This window comes from Psychrobacter piscatorii (assembly GCF_904846415.1).
Lineage (GTDB): Bacteria > Pseudomonadota > Gammaproteobacteria > Pseudomonadales > Moraxellaceae > Psychrobacter > Psychrobacter piscatorii.
The window spans coordinates 70,520-89,477 of the sequence record NZ_CAJHAR010000001.1; the positions used below are offsets into that span (position 1 = coordinate 70,520).

At 42.2% G+C, this 18,958-nt stretch carries 22 protein-coding genes and 1 tRNA gene; 13 read left to right on the forward strand and 10 right to left on the reverse strand.

Annotated elements, in window-relative coordinates; translation table 11 throughout:
* Positions 1-14: 14 nt before the first annotated feature.
* Entirely contained in the window at positions 15-377 is a 363-nt protein-coding gene (locus JMX83_RS00295) for an ArsR/SmtB family transcription factor (protein ID WP_238038892.1), read from the reverse strand.
* 295 nt (positions 378-672) lie between these two features.
* Between JMX83_RS00295 and JMX83_RS00300 the strand changes: the two genes are divergently transcribed.
* From JMX83_RS00300 to trxC, 4 genes are all read left to right on the forward strand, one after another.
* Complete coding sequence (locus JMX83_RS00300) at positions 673-1,545, forward strand: MBL fold metallo-hydrolase (RefSeq protein ID WP_201597952.1); 873 nt, start codon at positions 673-675, stop codon at positions 1,543-1,545.
* A gap of 60 nt (positions 1,546-1,605) precedes the next feature.
* Positions 1,606-1,788: a YgaP family membrane protein gene (locus JMX83_RS00305; RefSeq protein WP_201597955.1), complete on the forward strand. Its 183-nt coding sequence runs from the start codon at positions 1,606-1,608 to the stop codon at positions 1,786-1,788.
* A gap of 24 nt (positions 1,789-1,812) precedes the next feature.
* Positions 1,813-2,433: a class I SAM-dependent methyltransferase gene (locus tag JMX83_RS00310; RefSeq protein WP_201597957.1), complete on the forward strand. Its 621-nt coding sequence runs from the start codon at positions 1,813-1,815 to the stop codon at positions 2,431-2,433.
* Between the two features lie 131 nt (positions 2,434-2,564).
* Positions 2,565-3,002 (forward strand): thioredoxin TrxC, encoded by a 438-nt coding sequence (gene trxC, locus JMX83_RS00315; RefSeq protein WP_201597959.1) that lies wholly within the window; start codon positions 2,565-2,567, stop codon positions 3,000-3,002.
* A 155-nt stretch (positions 3,003-3,157) separates the two neighbouring features.
* Here the strand turns inward: trxC and JMX83_RS00320 are convergent, their stop codons facing one another.
* The 4 genes from JMX83_RS00320 to JMX83_RS00335 all read right to left on the reverse strand — a co-directional run bounded on the left by JMX83_RS00320 (position 3,158) and on the right by JMX83_RS00335 (position 5,517).
* Positions 3,158-3,559, reverse strand: coding sequence for a hypothetical protein (locus JMX83_RS00320; RefSeq protein WP_201597961.1), 402 nt, complete (start codon positions 3,557-3,559; stop codon positions 3,158-3,160).
* 185 nt (positions 3,560-3,744) lie between these two features.
* Complete coding sequence (locus tag JMX83_RS00325) at positions 3,745-4,104, reverse strand: SirB2 family protein (protein WP_201597963.1); 360 nt, start codon at positions 4,102-4,104, stop codon at positions 3,745-3,747.
* A 60-nt stretch (positions 4,105-4,164) separates the two neighbouring features.
* Complete coding sequence (locus tag JMX83_RS00330) at positions 4,165-4,485, reverse strand: BolA family protein (RefSeq protein ID WP_201597964.1); 321 nt, start codon at positions 4,483-4,485, stop codon at positions 4,165-4,167.
* Between the two features lie 219 nt (positions 4,486-4,704).
* On the reverse strand, positions 4,705-5,517 hold the full coding sequence (locus JMX83_RS00335; protein WP_201597965.1) for a M48 family metallopeptidase: 813 nt from the start codon (positions 5,515-5,517) through the stop codon (positions 4,705-4,707).
* A 584-nt stretch (positions 5,518-6,101) separates the two neighbouring features.
* On the opposite strand from JMX83_RS00335, the gene JMX83_RS00340 reads away from it, so the two are divergent.
* Both JMX83_RS00340 and nhaC read left to right on the forward strand, forming a co-directional pair.
* Positions 6,102-6,176: transfer RNA gene (locus tag JMX83_RS00340), tRNA-Gly, on the forward strand.
* Between the two features lie 228 nt (positions 6,177-6,404).
* Positions 6,405-7,796 (forward strand): Na+/H+ antiporter NhaC, encoded by a 1,392-nt coding sequence (gene nhaC / locus JMX83_RS00345; RefSeq protein WP_201597967.1) that lies wholly within the window; start codon positions 6,405-6,407, stop codon positions 7,794-7,796.
* A 332-nt stretch (positions 7,797-8,128) separates the two neighbouring features.
* Here nhaC and JMX83_RS00350 read toward each other — a convergent pair whose 3' ends face one another.
* Positions 8,129-9,370: an amidohydrolase family protein gene (locus tag JMX83_RS00350; RefSeq protein ID WP_201597969.1), complete on the reverse strand. Its 1,242-nt coding sequence runs from the start codon at positions 9,368-9,370 to the stop codon at positions 8,129-8,131.
* A gap of 425 nt (positions 9,371-9,795) precedes the next feature.
* On the opposite strand from JMX83_RS00350, the gene JMX83_RS00355 reads away from it, so the two are divergent.
* The 4 genes from JMX83_RS00355 to JMX83_RS00370 all read left to right on the forward strand — a co-directional run bounded on the left by JMX83_RS00355 (position 9,796) and on the right by JMX83_RS00370 (position 12,019).
* Entirely contained in the window at positions 9,796-10,155 is a 360-nt protein-coding gene (locus tag JMX83_RS00355; RefSeq protein WP_201597971.1) for a hypothetical protein, read from the forward strand.
* Between the two features lie 157 nt (positions 10,156-10,312).
* Positions 10,313-11,068 carry a BLUF domain-containing protein gene (locus JMX83_RS00360; protein WP_201597972.1) on the forward strand — a complete coding sequence of 252 codons (756 nt, stop codon included), beginning with the start codon at positions 10,313-10,315 and terminating at the stop codon, positions 11,066-11,068.
* Positions 11,069-11,072: 4 nt separating this feature from the next.
* Positions 11,073-11,606 (forward strand): GTP-binding protein, encoded by a 534-nt coding sequence (locus tag JMX83_RS00365; RefSeq protein ID WP_201597974.1) that lies wholly within the window; start codon positions 11,073-11,075, stop codon positions 11,604-11,606.
* An 8-nt stretch (positions 11,607-11,614) separates the two neighbouring features.
* Positions 11,615-12,019 carry a roadblock/LC7 domain-containing protein gene (locus tag JMX83_RS00370; RefSeq protein WP_201597976.1) on the forward strand — a complete coding sequence of 135 codons (405 nt, stop codon included), beginning with the start codon at positions 11,615-11,617 and terminating at the stop codon, positions 12,017-12,019.
* Positions 12,020-12,105: 86 nt separating this feature from the next.
* On the opposite strand, the gene JMX83_RS00375 is transcribed toward JMX83_RS00370, so the two are convergent.
* Complete coding sequence (locus JMX83_RS00375; protein ID WP_201597978.1) at positions 12,106-13,011, reverse strand: LysR family transcriptional regulator; 906 nt, start codon at positions 13,009-13,011, stop codon at positions 12,106-12,108.
* Between the two features lie 159 nt (positions 13,012-13,170).
* On the opposite strand from JMX83_RS00375, the gene JMX83_RS00380 reads away from it, so the two are divergent.
* The 3 genes from JMX83_RS00380 (at position 13,171) to JMX83_RS00390 (ending at position 15,688) form a co-directional block, all read left to right on the forward strand.
* Entirely contained in the window at positions 13,171-13,884 is a 714-nt protein-coding gene (locus JMX83_RS00380; RefSeq protein ID WP_201597980.1) for a pirin family protein, read from the forward strand.
* A 30-nt stretch (positions 13,885-13,914) separates the two neighbouring features.
* Positions 13,915-14,868, forward strand: a complete 954-nt coding sequence (locus tag JMX83_RS00385; RefSeq protein WP_201597982.1) for a pirin family protein — start codon at positions 13,915-13,917, stop codon at positions 14,866-14,868.
* 208 nt (positions 14,869-15,076) lie between these two features.
* Complete coding sequence (locus JMX83_RS00390) at positions 15,077-15,688, forward strand: nitroreductase family protein (RefSeq protein ID WP_201597984.1); 612 nt, start codon at positions 15,077-15,079, stop codon at positions 15,686-15,688.
* Between the two features lie 164 nt (positions 15,689-15,852).
* On the opposite strand, the gene JMX83_RS00395 is transcribed toward JMX83_RS00390, so the two are convergent.
* The 3 genes from JMX83_RS00395 to nadR form a co-directional block, all read right to left on the reverse strand.
* Complete coding sequence (locus JMX83_RS00395; RefSeq protein WP_201597985.1) at positions 15,853-16,287, reverse strand: Mpo1 family 2-hydroxy fatty acid dioxygenase; 435 nt, start codon at positions 16,285-16,287, stop codon at positions 15,853-15,855.
* A gap of 212 nt (positions 16,288-16,499) precedes the next feature.
* The gene (pnuC, locus tag JMX83_RS00400) at positions 16,500-17,231 is read right to left on the reverse strand and encodes a nicotinamide riboside transporter PnuC (protein ID WP_201597986.1); all 732 of its coding nucleotides are present in this window, start codon (positions 17,229-17,231) and stop codon (positions 16,500-16,502) included.
* Between the two features lie 101 nt (positions 17,232-17,332).
* Entirely contained in the window at positions 17,333-18,391 is a 1,059-nt protein-coding gene (gene nadR / locus JMX83_RS00405; protein ID WP_201597987.1) for a multifunctional transcriptional regulator/nicotinamide-nucleotide adenylyltransferase/ribosylnicotinamide kinase NadR, read from the reverse strand.
* Positions 18,392-18,958: the final 567 nt, after the last annotated feature.

The window sequence follows — 18,958 nt, forward strand, 5'->3', positions numbered from 1 at the left end:
AGGCGAGTACGGCATTATTCGGTTTTGGCACAAAATCTCTGATAAAGCAGCTCTAGTACGGCCAAGGCATCGTCACTTGCGATGCTATAGTAGATTTGCTTGCCTTCACGGCGTGTCGCAACCAGTTCGTCTTTACGCAAGATACCTAACTGCTGCGACAAGCTTGGTTGTCCAACACCGACCAGTCCTTCAAGCTCACCGACGCAGTATTCACCTTGTGTCAACTGGCAGAGTAGAAGTAGGCGATCAGGATGCGAGAGCGACTTTAGTAGCTGGCTGGCTTGCATCGAGGCTTGTTGCATTTGTTTAGCAAGATCGATAGATGAAAAGTCTGCGCTATCAGATGACACCTCATCGTTAGCGCTGTGAGTAGACATACTCATTGCTGAATTAGAAGTAGCCAGAATAAGCTCCTTATATAATAGGACAGTCACTGCCATATTATTTTTAATAATATATGGTTGATTATCAATGATATCGCGCCACATAGCAAGATATCATTATTTACATTATATAAATTGATAAAATGTATCGCAGTTGCTATATTGGTGATAACAAAAAGTCGTAAATATAAGCAAACATTATATACGACTCAATATCATACTTAAGGGTTAATTAGAGATAAAAAAAGCCCTATAGCAAAAACATTCATAGATAAGTAAAGAGGCAACCATGCAAGTTCATTCTTTCTTAGATAAAGACACAGAAACCTACACTCATGTACTCGCCGATGTCGAGCAGCAAGTGTGTGCGATTGTCGATCCCGTATTAAATTTTGATGCAAAATCAGGCAGGACGAGCACGAGCAGCGTTGACGAGGTCATTGAGTTTGTACGTGAAAATGATTGGACGCTCAAGTACATTATTGAGACTCATGCGCATGCTGATCATTTATCGGCGGCCATTCATGTCAAAGAAAGCCTTGGTGGGCAATTAGTCATGGGGCAGCACATCACTGAAGTACAAAAAATATTTAAGCAAATCTTTAACTTTGATACCAGTTTCCGCACCGATGCCAGTCAGTTTGATATTTTGACGGACGATGGCGAGACGCTAGCGCTTGGTGATATTACAATCACCGCAATATACGTGCCGGGTCATACCCGTGCCGATATGGCTTATATGGCTGCTGATAATGAGAAAACAGTGGTCTTCGTGGGTGATACGTTATTTGCCCCTGATGTGGGTACGGCTCGCTGTGATTTCCCAGGCGGTGACGCAAAGACGCTCTATCGCTCTATCCAAAAGCTACTGGCGCTCCCTGGTGATACGGTGATGTATCTGTGCCATGACTATCCGCGTGAGAGTCGTCAGCACTGCCCAACAACCACGGTTGCGGCGCAAAAACTAGAAAACATCCATGTCAAAGACAGTATCAACGAAGCAGAGTTTGTGCAGATGCGTGAGCGCCGTGACGCGACCTTGGACATGCCGCGTCTGATTATCCCAGCGGTACAAGTGAATATTGATGCGGGGCATTTTCCAGAGCCAGAAGACAACGGTACACGTTATCTGAAAGTACCTATCAATGTCCTTGGAGAATAAACCAAGTTGCGCTATGGGTGACCATTACTACCTAATAAATGACATATAAAAGGCACAGCCATGAAAATAAATATCGGCAGTACTGAACGGTTACTACGTATTATTGTTGGCGTGGTGATTATCGCATTAGGTATATATTATGGCAGTTGGTGGGGCGTAATCGGCTTAGTTCCTTTACTAACAGGATTATCGCGTTTTTGCCCTCTGTATAGCATGCTTGGTATGAATACCTGCAAGCGCTAAGTAGTTCAATAAAGGGAGAGGACAGTGAATCCATACGAGCGTTATGTATTGCCGAAGCTGATAGATGTCGCTTGTAGCACAGGCAATGTAATGAAAGCTCGGTCTAAAATTGTTCCTCAGGCGTTCGGTGAGGTATTAGAGGTTGGCATTGGTAGCGGTCTAAATCTGCAGTTTTATGATCCCAAAAAAGTCTCTACTATTATTGGTATTGACCCAGCGGCTCAGATGCAGACGCTAGCACGGCAGCGAGCCGCTGACATTAGCATTCCAGTTGAAGTGATAGCGGTGGATGTGCAGGGTATTCATGCTGATACTGATAGGTTTGATACTATTGTTATGACCTTTACCCTATGCAGTATCGACGATCCGATCTCAGCATTACAAGAAATGACGCGTGTGCTGAAACCTGATGGTCGCTTGTTATTCTGTGAGCATGGCTTGGCACCAGATGTCTCTGTCGAGCGCTGGCAGCATCGATTGACGCCTTTTTGGAAACCGATGGCGGGCGGTTGTCATTTAGATCGTGACATTCCAGCGTTGATTAGAGCAGGTGGTTTTGTCATCGATGAGTTGAGCGAAGCGTACTTACCCGGTCCACGACCGATGAGCTATGTGTATAGTGGCGTGGCACAGCAAGTGGTATAAAGAACGAGTATCAGCAACAATGTTAAAATGATTCATGTAAGTATTTTGTGCAGATAGCTTTTATTGGCAGATACCAATAACAAATCTTTAAGAAGCAAAGCGATTAGAATAATTAAAATAGGAATTATATGATGAGTGAACACAGTTTTCATTTAGTATGCCCACATTGCCAAGCAACCAATCGCGTTCCGGCTGCACGGCTAAGCGCTGCACCAAAATGTGGTAAATGTGGTCAGCCATTATTGACCGCAAGCCCGCACGAGCTTAACGCACAAACGGCCAATAAGGTTATCCAAAAGAACGACGTATTGACCATTGTAGATTTTTGGGCGAGCTGGTGTCAGCCGTGTATTATGATGGCGCCAGAATTCAAAGCGGCTGCTGGTCAATTGACGCAGGTGGTGTTTGCCAAAGTACAAACAGATAAATACGAGCAAGCGGCAGCCCCTTATAATATCCGCAGTTTACCGACGATGGTTGCTTTTAGAAATGGTAAGGAAGTCGCGCGTCAGTCAGGCGCACTACCAAGCAGCCAAATCGTCCAGTGGGTACAAAGCTTGCAGGCGTAGGGCTTAGTAAAGTAGTATTCGTCAGATTAGTACAATGCCTGTCAACGCTATAATGAGAAAAAAGCCAATATGCTGATCGCGTATTGGCTTTTTCTTGTGTCATGATAACAATTTAACAGTATTGTGTTACCGCTAGATTTTTCTTGGCCTAAATCTTATTCACCATAGATCTTGATGCCATTGGCAAAACTACAGCGTTGAATACGGGCAGTTTGTACGATGGCATCACGCTCACCATAAAGCCGCGATAACTTTGCATCACGCGCTTTGGTATTGTTGCTTTTGCCAACCCCAAAGCTAATATTGGGAGAGATGCCCCAACGCCCTGCCGAGACGCCAACACCCACACCCGAAGCCGACAAGGTAGATTGCTCATTGCGCGCCGCTTCAACATAACGGTTGACGCGATTGTACTCTTGGCTCAATGCTTGGCAGTCATAGTTTTGATAAGTGCTGGGCGGTACATATTGCGGCGTGACATTGCCAGTAGAGGCACAGCCTGAGAGCGCAAAAACGCCAACTGTTGCCAGTAGTGTCGCTGTGGTAAACGTTTTCATAGTGGCTCCATTAGGCTAAGTGATTGTATTTATATCTATTTAAGATAGCAAAAATAGCATGATTAAGATATTGAAAAAATATAAATGGTTAAATATTTTGTTGCCTTGCTAATACGATTGCTTGTGAGATAGCAGTACGATATTTACTCAAAATATTGAAGCTCTGCTACAACGACAATTGCTTATCAGAATAAGTTGGCTGGTTTAGCAAAGGCGAGTATTACAATGCCAATATACGCGACAGCTGCAATCAGGATACCTGTTTTGCTCTGAGTAGGTGTCGCATGGGCATTAAAGGCTTTGATACTTGAGCTAATCGCTGCGATAAGTAAGATAATTTTGGCAAATACCCACTGCACAGGCGCATTAGCACTCATCAGCTGCATGAGCATAATAGCGCCTGATACGATAAGTAATGCATAGATAATATGAGTGGCGATTTTGACCACGAGTGGCGCGCGTCTATTTGCGCTGAGCACTAAGTAGCTTTGATATAAGAACAGCACAATGGTCAGTACCGCCATCAGCATGTGTAGATGTTTCATCGAGTATCGCTCCTGCTAGAACTGCATTATATGGGCTTGTTTAAAATATTTTATCGTCAGCTATTTATTTTGACCTGCGCATAATGGGCTGTCAGGGCTTTGACCTTGCCATTCTGTCGGTGTGTAGGCATGAATGGCTAAGGCATGTACTTGACCGCCTTGTGACGTCAATAAAGGCGTAACCAGTCCATATATTAGCTGATGACGCCCGACCAGTCGCTTGCCCTCGAACGCCTCACTGACGATAGCGAGCTTAAAATGGCTTTCTTTGCCTTCGAAATAACCAGCATGAGCCATCGACTCATTGATTAGTTCGATGTGCTGCGGCTCTAGAGCCTGTAGCTTGGCATGAAGTGCATCGGCGGTAGGTGTAGTGCTCATAACAATCCTTCAATGTATATTGCGCAATTCTATTAGGCAATCTGCAAATGATATCTATTGGCATTATAGCAGACAGAGCAATCGGTATAGCACTTGATTAAAAAGCCTTTACTGTCTAAGCAAACCCCAGTAAAAAAGCAAAGCACAACACGTTGGTTGTACTTTGCTTTTCATATTTACACATTTAATAAATCAAATATCAAAGTAGAAGGCGATGTATTAACGACGCGACCTTTGATACAGTGGCATTACTTTTGGCATCAACGATTGTAGCTCCGCGATACGGCTGCTGCTCGTTGGGTGAGTGCTTAGGAATTGAGGCGGCTCGCCTTGGCTCGCACGCTGCATTTTTTGCCATAGAGTAATAGCGGCTTGCGGGTTATAACCTGCGCGTGCCATTAATTCAAGACCAATTTGATCGGCTTCACTTTCTTGGGTACGACTGTGTGGACGGCTTAAACCTAGATCACCGGCAACGCTTGCTAGCTGCGCTTGACCTTGTGATAGACCAAAGATACTGGCAGCAACACCGATACCTGTTTGGGTCGCGTATTCGCGTGAGATGCGTTCACGTGAGTGCTCACGTAATGCGTGAGAGATTTCATGCCCCATGATCGCAGCAATCTCATCATCAGTTAAGTTCAGACGGTCAATGATACCTGAGTAAAACATAACCTTACCACCTGGCATAACGAAGGCGTTCAACTGGTCAGATTTGATCGTATGTACTTCCCACTTCCATTTTGCTGCATCTGCACGATAAACACCCACTTGACCAACCAAACGATTAGCAATGTTTTTCAAGCGATTTAATTGAGCAGTATTGGTATCCAATACACCTTTTGATCTCGCATCTTGCAATGTCTTAGCGTAGCTCTGTGCAGATAGCTGCAATACTTGCTCGCTAGAAACCAATAATAACTGCTGGCGATCGACGCCAATGGCACCAGTATTGGTCGTACTGGTACAACCAGTCAATGTCAGCGCGGACAATGAAGCCGCCATCACACTAGTGGTCAATAGTTTTTTCATGAAAAGCATCCTCTCGATAAATGGTAAAAAGCAAAATCAAACAAAGTAAATCGCGTTGCAGCAGGTAATGGCGCTATTTTTTATGGCTCTTTATCGATGCCCAATTACCTACTAAGATAGTAAAAGCCTGTTCGAGCTGTCATTGTAGATAAGTATAATAATGTTAACCAAGTAAAACCAAGATAGGAAAAGTAACAATAGAGCGTATGATTGTAAGTGAAACAGACATTGCTCATAATGAAGTAACGTTTTGCTTTTAGTGATAGCAAAAAAATTTATAGTCATGTACAAACGTCACATAAGGTAAATTGTAGACTGATAAGGTTTAGCTGAAGTAGTAGGTATCAATGACAGAGGATAAACCTCAAAGTGCTATTATTAATATAAAATAATTTATATTTCTCTAAAAGTAATTCCTGTTTTTAAATCAATTGCTTATGTTACATTTCCTCAAAAACGAAGGTCTGGACTAAAAATATTAGCCATAATTTTTAAAAAAGGTGTTGACACCCACAGAATATTTGCTAAAATAGCCAGCCTATCGAGACGGAGTAGTTGTTAACAACACGATGATTCGATAATAAGCGGGAATAGCTCAGTGGTAGAGCATAACCTTGCCAAGGTTGGGGTCGAGAGTTCGAATCTCTTTTCCCGCTCCAAATATGGCTTGAAAAAGCGTAAAAAGCCTCACTTTATAGTGAGGCTTTTTTTTATGCGTAAAATCCAACTTAGCGCTACTTTTTAGATAAATAACGGAAGACAAAGGACAAGTCGACGCTCTATGGAAAGAAGAGAATATAGTAATAACTGTCATAGGTGCTATGCACTAGACGTATCAACTTAAATACTTGAGTATTTTCAATCTATAAGCAATATAAGGGCACGTCATGCCACCAAAACCGCTCACCCAGATCAGCGCCAAGCTCGCCTTTATTATCTCAGCCATCGTCATCGCCATCATGGGCGTTACCATGATTGGCTTTGGCTGGGTACCGCACCTGTCTCTTATATTGGCCATCTGCGTGCTACTCGCTATCGGTATGACCAAAGGTCTGAGCTTTGATGACATGCAAGCACAAATGGCCTCAGGCGTCATGCGCGGTATTGGTGCCATCTATTTGTTCTTCTTTATTGGTTTGATGGTTGCGGCTTTAATGATGTCAGGGGCTATTCCTACTTTGATGTACTTTGGTTTTCAGCTGATCTCACCTGAGTACTACTATATCTCCGCCTTTATCTTGACCTCTATTATCGGTATCGCTTTGGGTAGTAGTTTGACTACCGCAGCAACACTTGGTGTCGCCTTTATTGGTATGAGCAATGCCTTTGATGCCAATGTGGCGATAGCGGCGGGTGCTGTAGTATCAGGTGCGTTCTTTGGTGATAAGATGTCGCCTTTGTCTGATACTTGTACTATTGCGTCCTCTGTGGTGGGTATTGATCTGTTTGAGCACATTCGCAACATGATGTATACGACAGTCCCTGCATGGATACTGACAGTCATCTTGTTCTGGTTTTTCTCAGGGCAAACGACCAGTGCTGATCTGAGTCAAGTGACTGTCTTACAAGGTCAGCTAATAGAGAGTGGTCTGGTACATGGTTATTCAGTATTACCCTTTGTGATATTGGTAGGGTTAGCCCTGTTTCGGGTCAATGCGATTTATACGATTATCTGTACGATTGCCGCTGCACTCATCATTACTTATATGCACAGCTCACCAAGCTTTGGTCAATTAGGTGGTTATTTGTTTGCCGGTTATGCGCCTGCTGAGTCATTAGAGTTGGGTGAGGTGGGCGGTATGCTGTCGCGTGGCGGTGTACAGAGTATGTTCTTTACACAGGCGATTGTGATACTGGCATTAAGCTTAGGTGGTCTGCTGACGGCATTAGGTATTCTGCCAGCATTACTATCCGGTATTAAGGACACACTGACAACATCAGGACGAGCGATCTTTGCGGCAGCGATGTCGGCACTGAGCATCAACGTGCTGATCGGGGAGCAGTATTTAAGTATTTTATTATCTGGTACGGCGTTTCGTTCAACGTTTGAGCGCTTGCACCTACATCCGAAGAATTTGTCGCGGACGATTGAGGATGCAGGAACGGTGATTAATCCATTGGTGCCTTGGAGTGTGTGCGGGGTGTTTATCAGTCAGGCATTAGGGGTGCCAGTGCTGGATTACTTGCCGTATGCATTCTTCTGTTATTTGTCATTACTATTAACATTGCTGTTTGGCTTTACGGGGGTGACGATTAGTAAGAGGGTGAGTAGGCAATGATTTTAATAAGGACAGTTTATAAATAATGCTATTTTTATAATAGTTAACTTATTTCTTATCTTAAGATCTGAAGCATTATGTGAGTGCAGTTATTCGTGGTGAGACACGTATTGCTTTATTTGAGAGTGTAGATATCTAAGCGTGATAGTAAAGTAGGCGTATATAAGCCGCAAAAAGCATCATCCAATGAGTAGTCGGATGATGCTTTTATGATTTTAGTCATGATACTTTTTGATAATAACTTTTAAATTAATAAAAATTTTTAGACATGTGGCGCTTTGATAGATTCAGTCTTTCAACTAATTGAATATCCCCAAGTGATATCGTTTATATCATTCAAAACAAATGCGAGCGGCGTCATTACAGAATGTTTGATTACCATTTTTAAAGCCTGCTAATGCTTGAGCGTTGGTTCTAATCGTCTCTACCGCATCTTTTGCTTCTAGTATCACGAACGTCGCTGGTGCTCCTACTGCTATCTCTGTCTGCTTTGAGAGTAGCTGAGCTGCATTCTTGGTAATCATGTTGAACACATCTGCTATCTGCTTATCTTTTACCAACTGTGCGATATTGGCGTACATATTCGCCATTCTGACCAATGAGGCATCGCCATAAGGTGTGAAAGCATTCAAAATATTATTACTAGAGAGGGTCGTATTGATACCCATCTCTAAAAGCTCATTAGCATTCACCATGCCTCTAGGAATTAGCAAATCATAATCCCGCCCATTCAAAAATATATCGGTAGCAGGTAAAACAGTCAAAGTAATATCAGCGATTTTCAATAACGCTGCCATCTCTGTGCGCTTGTCTTTGTCCATTGCAGACAGTTTGGTCACATGGCCGATAGACACACGGCCTTGGTAATGGCGCTTGATGGTTTCTTCCACCAGTTTTGGAATGCTGGAGTTTTTTGGATCCAAATCAAAATCGAGATGAAAATCAACATCGACGTCAAATTGTTCTGCCAAATCAAACACCATCTCGATATGTTTGTCAGGGTTATCATCTTTATAAGGACAACCGCCAACTAAATCAGCGCCTTGCGACAATGCGAGTTTTAATAGCTCATAGGTATGTGGCGCATTGGTTAATCCTGATTGGGCAAAAGCACAAATCTCTATATCAATGGCAAATGCGTACTTATCCCGCGCTTTTTTTATTGCATTAAACGCCCGCATTTCTGTCTTTGAATCGGTTTCGACAAAACTACGCAGACCAACCGTGCCTTTTTTGATGGACATTTCAATCACTTTTGATGCGCGTTCAAATACATCTGCTTCTGTAAATTCTGTTTTCGCCTTGCTAGTTTCTTCAACAGCTTCGTCTAAATCGCCTTGCTCTATCGTGCAACGATTTAGGATGCAGGCTTTGTCAAGATGAATGTGGCTCTCAAAAAATCCTGAGCAGACAAAACGGCCTTTAGCATCAAAAATAGCGGTTGGCTCATTGTCATTATTTTTAAATGCCTCCGAGATGTTGTCAATACTCTCAATATGAGAGCCATTTATGCTGATATTGACCAAGTTTTCTCGATTGGCCAATCGGGCATTTTTTATGAGTAAATCTGACATTATGTTTCTCTTATTGTTTGATGAAGCCTGCGAAAAAATCTATTAAATTCAAAATCAAAAATGCAATTTTGCGCCCTAAAGTAGAATGATTATTGATTGTTATGGTTTTTCCTACTCAGCGGTCGTTATTTGTTCTTGAATGGTTAGGTACAAATGTGCTCTGAGTTGCTATATAGAATATAATAATTGATATGGGATGACGGCTTTGTTTACGAGCACGCTATAGTTCCTGTACCTAAAAACACACTTAAATGTCTGTATTGAATTATCATCACTTTCTTCAATATAAATCAAATAATTTAAGTTTATCTAATAATTAGGTAAGTAGTGAATAAGTATCAAGCAGTTTATTACGATTGAATTGCACAAGCGTTTTCAAGAGAAATTATCTCATCTACACACAAACAAATGGATAGGAAAAAAGTATGTCAAATATTAATGAGTCTTTGAAAGAATTAATGGATCTTGATGGTGCTATGGGTGCCTGTATCGTTGATTACATGTCAGGTATGGTACTAGGTATGATTGGTGGCGGTGTTGATTTAGAACTGGCTGCTGCTGGTAACTCGCAAGTCGTAAAAGCAAAAGTAGCAACGATGAAATCACTAGACATCAAAGGTGAAATCGAAGATATGTTGATCACACTAGAGTCTCAGCTGCACATCATTCGTCCGACAGCCAGTCATGAAGATTTATTCATCTACCTAGTACTTGATAAATCAAAAGCGAACCTTGCATTGGCACGCCGTAAAGTACAATCAATTGAAAGCAAATTAGAAATATAATTTGGCTAAAATGAATCAAACCGTCGTTGGTTTGTTGAGTCCAGCTTATTGCTGATAGTGTGTCAAACATTATGAGCAATAAGGTCAAATTCGTTATATGCGTACTGTGTATAACGAATTATTATTTTATATATAGTTATAAAGAATTTATTGAGTTTTGGATGTTCTATCAAATGGTGACAAAATGAAATGTGTTGCATATGTCAGCAGAGCGCCTATCAAAGATCGCAGTGTTCGTATGCCTGCTGGATTATCAGATATTGTCAGAGTCTCTAGCAAGCATAATCCAGAGTTGCAAATCACTGGTATCATATCCTATCGCGAAGGGCAGTATCTTCAAGTACTTGAAGGCCCTTATGCAGCAGTAGATAAGTTGATGGCCAAGATAGCATCTGATCCTAGACATAAAGATATTTGGGTTTTTCTTGAAAAGGATGTGACAGAGCGCAGCTTTGATAATTGGGGCGTCAGCGTGTTTGACTTTGTAGATAAAGGCACTTTTTTTGATACTTTTATTGAAAATAACAGTGCGGTTTTAAATAGTTTTGATGAACTACAAACCAAGCGTATTCAGCCTTTCTTTGACATAAAAAAATCTAATAACGCCTCCCAAAAGGATTATAAAGGCAAAAGTCTCAAATTATTGGCTTGGCCTGACTTAAATCATGAAAGTAACCCTCAAATGATTATGGATTTGTGTGTTAAATTGACTAAGAAACCGTATCCATTTGATGCGTTAGTGGATAGTGGTGAGTTTGGCTCACTTGATCAAGTCACAAAAATGATAGTAGGATTTGAGCAATCAGGTATACTAAATGTGACAGACGCACAGCCAGTAGATGAGCAAAAGGTTAGTGAAAAAAAACCTAACAAATTTTACGGTGCGATCAAAAGATTCTTAGGAATGAGGTAAAAAATTGAATTATCAAAAGCTAGCTATCATTGGTGAAGTGGGCGCCGGAAAAACTCGAATGGTTAAGACTTTAAGTGAGATAAGTCCTTTCGAGACAGAAGCAAAATCCAGTATTGATATTGGTAAAGAGTACACCACCGTCGGTATTGATTATGGAAGAATCACCCTGTCTGATGATATGGCATTAGGTATTTATGGGGTTCCAGGTCAAGAGCGTTTTTCGTTTTTGTGGGAATTCGTCAATCACTCCTTGTGGGGTTTGCTAATCTTGATCAAGCATGGTGAGACGCCTGATTATGCTAACTTAGATAAACTGCTACATTTTTTTGCACCAGCAGAAAAGCAGACGACTTGTATTATTGGTATTACACATTGTGAAGATGCTGATAAACAAAGCTTGGCAGCGCTCGGACAAGAAATTAGAGTCATGCTGATGGAGCACGATATAGTTGCTCCAGTAATCAATACAGATCCTAGAAACAAAGAGTCCGCCGTGTCTCTATTATCATTATTTAATACCCTGAACAATCAAGGTTGATGTTAGATATGACTACACAAAACGAAAAATCACCAGCGAAAATAGCACTTTTAGGTCACATGAAAGCCTTATGTGAAGCCAATAGAGAAATCATATTGGTCAGCTTATGCACCACAGACGGTTTTCCTATCAGCTGCTTCTCGATCAAAGAGTTGAGCAACCAATCCGATAAGTTTGCGGCGATGAGCAGTACGCTATCAGCGCTCAGCGACTCATCAGCTACCCAGATGAAACAAGGTAAGTGCGATATCACAATCGTTGAAGCCACGTCTGGCAACATGCTATTTGTCAAAACAGACTATATCGGCAAGCCATGTGTATTGACCGTTGTGGCACAAGACAAGATGGCATTAGCAGAAGCAAGATATAAGACCAAGAAGCTGATTGGTCAAATCTCAGCGATTACTGAGTAGAGTGAAATTATTGAGAGCAGAGCGCTTCGTAGAGTAACTACGGCGCTATACTTTGTAAAAGAATAACCTTGCGCAATCAACTCCTATCAAAAATCATCCCAATAGGGATGATCACCAAAGCGCTCGGCAATGAAGTCAATCAAATAACGACAACGCTGCGATAAAAATCGATTTTTTGGATAGACGGCATACGCGTTTAGTATTGGCAATTGATACTGCTGCAAAATCGGTACAAGCTCGCCGTGTGCTAGTTTTTTATAAGCGATAAAAGTTGGAATGACAGTAATGCCATGTCCTTTTACTGCCAAATCCGTTAAAAACTCACCATTGGTGGCTTTAATTTTGGCATTCATCGCGTGATAATGCTTTTTCCCTTGGGCATCAATCAGCTCTATGCTGTTTGTTTGACCAAGACTGTATTGCAAAAACTCATGCCCCTCTAAATCTTCTAATGTATCAGGTGTGCCCATTCTTTTTAGATAGTCGGGACTGGCGCAGATGACGCAACGAATCCGTGCCAGCGGCTTTGCTTGATAACTAGAATCTCGTAGCTCTCTGATTCGAATAGCCAGCTCATATCCTTCTTCAATCAAATCAACATGCCGATCAGAAAAATCCAACTCAAACTTCAGGTTTGGGTGCTGATTGGCGTATTCATCAATCACATCAGTCAGATGCATAAGACCAAACGATAACGGCGCTGTCATCTTTAGCGTGCCGCCAATGCGTGTTGGCGTATCACTGGTAGTCTCGTTCAAGGCATCAACCGCGTTTAAGATACTGTTGACCTGCTGATAGTACTGCTCACCTGCTTGTGTCAAGTGAGAGTGGCGCGTCGTACGGCTGATCAACTGAGTGCCTAGGCGCGTCTCCAAGTCTTGTAGGCGGCGGCTGACAGCTGACTTTGCAATATTTAATTGCTCAGCGGCTTTGGTAATACTGCCTGCCTCGACAATGCGTACAAACATCGCCATGTCTTCTAACTGTCCCATTATCGATGCCTCATGATTGTTCTAATAAAAAGAATAGTTATTTGCATTTACGTCTGTTTATCTCTGTATAGTCAACAATTATAATAGATACATTGTTCAATCACGTGAATTAATAACAAATATATAGATGATAAACGTGTTGATAATTAAGGATAAATAATGAAAACGATCTATCATGCAGCAGACTCCCGCGGTAATGCCAACCATGGCTGGCTCAAAAGCCGTCATACCTTTAGCTTTGCCAATTACTATAATCCTGAGCGTATGGGCTTTGGGGTGTTACGTGTCATTAATGATGATTTTGTCATTGGTGGTCAAGGGTTTGGCAACCACTCGCACCGTGATATGGAAATTATCAGCATTCCTTTAGCTGGCAAACTTGCGCATGGCGATAGCATCGGTAATGAAGGCATGATTGAGACGGGTGAGATCCAAGTCATGTCAGCGGGCACAGGCATCACCCATAGTGAAATGAATGGTAGTCGTGAAGAAGCCGTAAGGTTTTTACAAATCTGGGTCATGCCAAATAAAATGAACGTTGCCCCTCGCTATCAGCAAGTGCATATGGGGACAATCATGACATCCAACCAGTTTAATCAAGTGTTATCGCCAAATGTGGATGATGCAGGGGTTTGGATTCATCAAGATGCTTGGTTCAGCATGGGAGAGTTTGATAAAGGCGTGACGCAGACCTATCAGCTAAACAACTCTAATAACGGTGTTTATATTTTTGTGATTGCAGGAACAATCGTGATAGACGGTAACATTTTGTCTACTCGAGACAGCCTTGGAGTTTGGGATACTAAGCACTTCACTATGGAAGCGGAAGAGGCTGCAAAAGTATTGGTGATGGAAGTACCGCTATCTTTGTAAATAAATAGGGCATATACCAAGAGGTGTCACATGACAATTAGAACTCTAGAGCCACGAATGACTGAGGTTGGCGGTGTTCCTATTGCTCGATTACTGCCTAACAAAGGCAAACAGCCCATTGGCGCGTGGTGCTTTTTGGATCATGCAGGGCCAGCTGAGTTTGCTCAAGATGATTTAGGGGTGCAAGTTGGGCGCCATCCGCATACCAATCTACAGACGTTTAGCTGGATGATTGAGGGTGAGATTTTACACAAAGACAGCTTGGGTAGCGCGCAAGTCATTGCCAAAAACCAAGTCAACCTCATGACGGCAGGTACTGGGCTGACACAAGGTATCAGCCATACAGAGCAAAGCGTGTTTTTGGACAGTGCTGACTCAGATGCTGCTCACTCAAGCGTCGCTGAGCGTCATATCAATATGGTACAGCTGTGGATCGCTTTACCCACTGACCAGCAGATTGAACGCAGTTTTCACCATTATCCGGAGCTGCCAACATGGACTGAGGGCAACGTCGAGCTGATTCTGACTACGGGTAGTTACAAATCAGCGTCTGGTGAGCACTATCAAGCGCCAACGTTGCAGTACTCAAAGATGGTTGGGATTGATGTGCATTTTTTAGAAGATGGGGACGTCACGCTGAATTTGGAAGCAAGCTTTGAGTACGGTGTTTTGGTGGTTGTCGGTACGTTAGAGTCTGAAGGTCAGGTGTATAAAAAAGACCAATTATTACGCTTTCATCGTACAGACGTTAATAACGATACAACGATAACGCTGGTTGCCAAGAAAGGCACACGCTTGATGTTTATTGGCGGTGAGCCTTTAGATAACCGAGTATTACTGTGGTGGAACTTTGTCGCTGATAACAAAGAAGAGCTTGAGCAGTCAGTGATCGATTGGAATAATGGCCATGAGCGTTTTGGCAAGGTTGATTCTGATATGCAGCGTCTGATGGCACCAGAACTACCCAAAGGCTTCAAAGGCTAATTATCAACACGCAAAATTTATTAACCTATTTTTCAAAGACAATCACTATCGTTAAGTTTTTTTTACAAAAAAGTTATGGGGTTTTAAGTGAATTGTTCCGATAATAGCGCAAATAAACAAATTATTTTATAAAAACTTGTTGATCATAAGATTGACAAGGTCTATCAACCCAAAGCAAATCATTCCTACAATAATATGGAGAAGTATTATGTCAGAACTAAAAGACTTACAGCAATTAGCAGAGAAACGCCGTACTATTTATGCACTAAGCGACCAGTTGCCAGTATCTAACGATGAAGTCGTCAAAGTAGTTGAGCATGCTGTCTTGCATACACCATCATCATTTAACTCGCAATCAACGCGTGTCGTTGTGTTATTCGGTGACGAGCATCATAAACTATGGGATATGACTGAAGACGCACTACGTGCAATCGTTGGTGATGAAGAAGCGTTCAAGTCAACTAAAGAAAAAATTGCTGGTTTTAGAGCGGGTGCTGGCACGGTATTGTTCTTTGAAGATAAAGCAGTGGTAAGAGGCATGCAAGAAGCAGCGCCTTTGTATGCTGATAATTTTCCAATTTGGGCAACTCAAACCAACGCCATGCATCAGTACGTCATCTGGACGGCACTAGCAAGCATTGATGTCGGTGCAAACTTGCAACACTATAACCCAGTAATCGATCAAAAAGTCGCGAGCACTTGGAATATCGATGCAGACTGGGAGTTAAAAGCACAAATGGTATTTGGTAAGATTGAGCAGCCAGCGGGCGACAAAGAATTCAAGCCACTTGATGAGCGTATGAAAGTGTTTGGTGCTTAAGATAAGCAGCTTATTGCTTTATTTTAGGAAATATCCTAAATAAAATATATGTCACATAAAAAAACGCCACCCAATCATTGGATGGCGTTTTTTTATGAATAATAAAAATTAAAGACAGTACAGCTATACTGGATGTTTGCAGAACTGATGCGACAATTTAATGATTATTTGCGTTGCATTAAACTGTTGGCGACCCATGCTGGACCGATTAACAAAAACTGTAAATCTTCAAAAAATGAGGGTTTTTTGCCTTCGATTTTATGACCAATAAACTGACCAATCCAAGCAACGACAAATACTGCCGCCCACGCTTTGAATCCCCATGGCATTGCTGCCATGACCGACAGACAAATCAGAATAAACAGCCCCATTGCCAAAAATAGCGGCGTAGATAAGTGTATATAAAACAGTAATACCAACGCACTCAGTACGAGAGTAAACCACACAGACAGCGACATTCCCATGCCCAGCAGGCTGACAAAAATCGTTGGCACACATAGCCAATGGATTTTTTTATTGACCAAGTTTTGGTGACTGACCGCGTACTCGCTGAGCCACTGCTCGAGCGTGCGTTTGGACATTTTGGGTTGACGAGACATACTAACCTCCTTGTTAGTAAATGAAATAAAACACTGACATGCGCTATCACTTTAAATATTAACATGCGCAATTAGTACCAGTTGTAGCACTAATTGCGCGTGTCTACCATTTTATCTGATAGACGGCACAGTCAATTTCACTCGTATTGCCAATGCGATATTAGTAGGATTTATCTCAATATCTCAAACGCTTTTTTCTACAGATGTTGCTATTAACCTCGTTCGCTGCGGTGCCACTCATAGAGACCGACAAAGGCGTTTACTTGATAAACCATGGTTTGAATCGCAAAGATATAGTTACCAGACATGAGATTGACGATCAGCCACACAAAGTTGACGATGATCCATAACCACCAGTTAAAGGAATAACGCAGAATCATGGCGGCTTGCGCGGTAATAGAAAGCACAAAGGCAATGACGTTGATCCAAAAGAAAGAGATGAATCCCAAAAACAGACTATTATCATCCTCTACGACCGCATAACCATAGCTCGCCAGTAAATCATTGACGGTTGGGAAAAGAGCCAGACCAATGATGATAAATGCGGCAGTGATGAACCAAACGGCTTTGCTCGCTGATTTGGGTATCATGTCGCCATCAGGGTCGGTGTGTTTTGACCAGTAAAAGATGCCATACACATGAGTGAAAAAGTTAAATAGGGGCGCGAGCATCAGACCCACTGCGCCAGATGTTGCTTGTACAATGACTTCCCCTGCGGTTGCGCCCATACCAAAGCCATTGCCCATGACGTTTTTGCGAAATGACAGCGAGACGACGCAAACCAAGCCAATAAATGAGACAGCCAAGTAAAACCAATCAAGCGTAGTGTGATCTGTAGTGAGCCAAAAACCTGCGGACAGAGCAATGACCCCGCAAATGAACCAAATGACAATCCATTGCATCGACCATTTTCCGGTGATGTTGTCCAATAGCTGAATACGCATAACTTTTTCCTCTAAAGTAAATACTGATTTCAATATGGCGCTAACTACAATGCGCTAGCTAAGTAAATTATTATTATAAATGTGGCACCTATTGGCATAGCTTATGATGTTTTGCCATAGATGTGCTGATCGATAAATAACAACGCTTGCTGATAGCGAGCATCGTAATCCGGCTGGTCAATCATGTGCGGCGCGATATCGTGACGCGCAAAAATGTCTAGTAGGCGCTGCTCAAATCGTCCGCGTGCTTCAGGGGTACCCAAAGAGCGCATGCCATCATCGACCCATGGCGTATTGTTGTCGAGCATGATGGTGTAGTCTAACCGAAACTCATCAACGCAAGCAGCGACAAAAGGATGGGTGCGACCCTCGTATTCTTCACAAAACGCTTGCGTGGTCACAAAATCCGTATCAACGATCGTGATCGGTGCAGTCGCATTGGCTTTAGACTCTCGTATCGCTTGCGCATGATCCAGACAAATAGGGCCGTAATCGCTGTACTGTAGCCCAACTTCGCTACCGCCCAAATCTGTGCCAACATATATACGCCCCATCTCCAGCGCAAAGCTGGCACCGTAATAATTAGCCAGCTTATGCACCAGTGTTGTCTTGCCAGAGCTTTCACCGCCGACGATCGCAACGGTTTTTGTATAGTTGGCGCGTGCTTCTGGATGAAGTGCTGACCAATGGGCGACTGGGTCGCGAGCAATGGCGTACGAGTCGAACTCAGGCTGTAGTGCTGTCGTGACCACTTGTAGGATAAGTTGCTCCTGTACATCACTCTGCGTCAGCGGGTGGTTCTCCGCCATAAACAATACTGTCTCTGCAGGGAGTGCAAGTGCCTCTATCAAGCGCTGCAACTTAGCATTACTAGTCGCCACATCGATCCTGACATCCTCACTGCTATCATAAAGATGCTCATGAAGCGGCAACTCGATCTCATCAGTGGTATGAATATGAATAAATGGTAAATCCGCACAGGCCATCTGTAGCCAACGCGCTTTGTCTTGTAAGGTGATCGTAAAATCTGGATGCGGTGATGGATGCGCCATAATGACGATATGCAGGGTCTTTGCTTGTCCTGCTGCTTCTAATATGCTGCGCATTTGCCCCAAATGTAAGGGCTCAAAGTGTCCAATCATCAATCCGTTGTCGTACATAGCCATCCTTATTTTGTTTTAGGCTTATATTTGTTTTAGATTTAAGGATAAATCCTTTAAAACCTGAGTTACTTATCAGCATGGTATAAAGGTTTTAGAGGATTTACAGGTAGGTTATTGTAAATCTGACTTATATTTGACTCTTACGCAGATTCTTAACTTTTTCATCATCGGTTTTTGTATAAGTCTAAAAATAAAAAGCGAGTGATGATTTTTTGACAGTTGAAGGTTTGAGTGGTCATTATTACTATCAAATTTTTAGCAAAACGCTGCTTATCTCTTTGATTCATTTAAAAAATAATGAACTGTGTAAGTAGCTAAAGCAAGGTTTTAGCAACAAAGTGGATTCTGAAACATTTTGAAATAACTATTTAAAATCAGGGGCTTGCGTGGTGGTATGACAGGTTAGGGCAAGCTTACGTATCATAAACTCACAAAGTACGTCTATACCTTCAACAGATAAATTTTCAAGAATTGATATACTTACTTGTAAGTTGGCAAGGCGAGGTAGCCTTAAGACTCAAAAAGTAAGAAAAGAAGAAAAAATACATTATAAAAATAGACAAT

Bases quoted from the DNA above. Each gene is read 5' to 3' on its own strand.
- JMX83_RS00295 (WP_238038892.1), bottom strand. From the start codon at position 377: ATGTCTACTCACAGCGCTAACGATGAGGTGTCATCTGATAGCGCAGAC.
- JMX83_RS00300 (WP_201597952.1), top strand. From the start codon at position 673: ATGCAAGTTCATTCTTTCTTAGATAAAGACACAGAAACCTACACTCAT.
- JMX83_RS00305 (WP_201597955.1), top strand. From the start codon at position 1,606: ATGAAAATAAATATCGGCAGTACTGAACGGTTACTACGTATTATTGTT.
- trxC (WP_201597959.1), top strand. From the start codon at position 2,565: ATGAGTGAACACAGTTTTCATTTAGTATGCCCACATTGCCAAGCAACC.
- JMX83_RS00320 (WP_201597961.1), bottom strand. From the start codon at position 3,559: ATGAAAACGTTTACCACAGCGACACTACTGGCAACAGTTGGCGTTTTT.
- JMX83_RS00325 (WP_201597963.1), bottom strand. From the start codon at position 4,104: ATGAAACATCTACACATGCTGATGGCGGTACTGACCATTGTGCTGTTC.
- JMX83_RS00330 (WP_201597964.1), bottom strand. From the start codon at position 4,485: ATGAGCACTACACCTACCGCCGATGCACTTCATGCCAAGCTACAGGCT.
- JMX83_RS00335 (WP_201597965.1), bottom strand. From the start codon at position 5,517: ATGAAAAAACTATTGACCACTAGTGTGATGGCGGCTTCATTGTCCGCG.
- nhaC (WP_201597967.1), top strand. From the start codon at position 6,405: ATGCCACCAAAACCGCTCACCCAGATCAGCGCCAAGCTCGCCTTTATT.
- JMX83_RS00350 (WP_201597969.1), bottom strand. From the start codon at position 9,370: ATGTCAGATTTACTCATAAAAAATGCCCGATTGGCCAATCGAGAAAAC.
- JMX83_RS00355 (WP_201597971.1), top strand. From the start codon at position 9,796: ATGTCAAATATTAATGAGTCTTTGAAAGAATTAATGGATCTTGATGGT.
- JMX83_RS00370 (WP_201597976.1), top strand. From the start codon at position 11,615: ATGACTACACAAAACGAAAAATCACCAGCGAAAATAGCACTTTTAGGT.
- JMX83_RS00375 (WP_201597978.1), bottom strand. From the start codon at position 13,011: ATGGGACAGTTAGAAGACATGGCGATGTTTGTACGCATTGTCGAGGCA.
- JMX83_RS00380 (WP_201597980.1), top strand. From the start codon at position 13,171: ATGAAAACGATCTATCATGCAGCAGACTCCCGCGGTAATGCCAACCAT.
- JMX83_RS00385 (WP_201597982.1), top strand. From the start codon at position 13,915: ATGACAATTAGAACTCTAGAGCCACGAATGACTGAGGTTGGCGGTGTT.
- JMX83_RS00390 (WP_201597984.1), top strand. From the start codon at position 15,077: ATGTCAGAACTAAAAGACTTACAGCAATTAGCAGAGAAACGCCGTACT.
- JMX83_RS00395 (WP_201597985.1), bottom strand. From the start codon at position 16,287: ATGTCTCGTCAACCCAAAATGTCCAAACGCACGCTCGAGCAGTGGCTC.
- pnuC (WP_201597986.1), bottom strand. From the start codon at position 17,231: ATGCGTATTCAGCTATTGGACAACATCACCGGAAAATGGTCGATGCAA.
- nadR (WP_201597987.1), bottom strand. From the start codon at position 18,391: ATGTACGACAACGGATTGATGATTGGACACTTTGAGCCCTTACATTTG.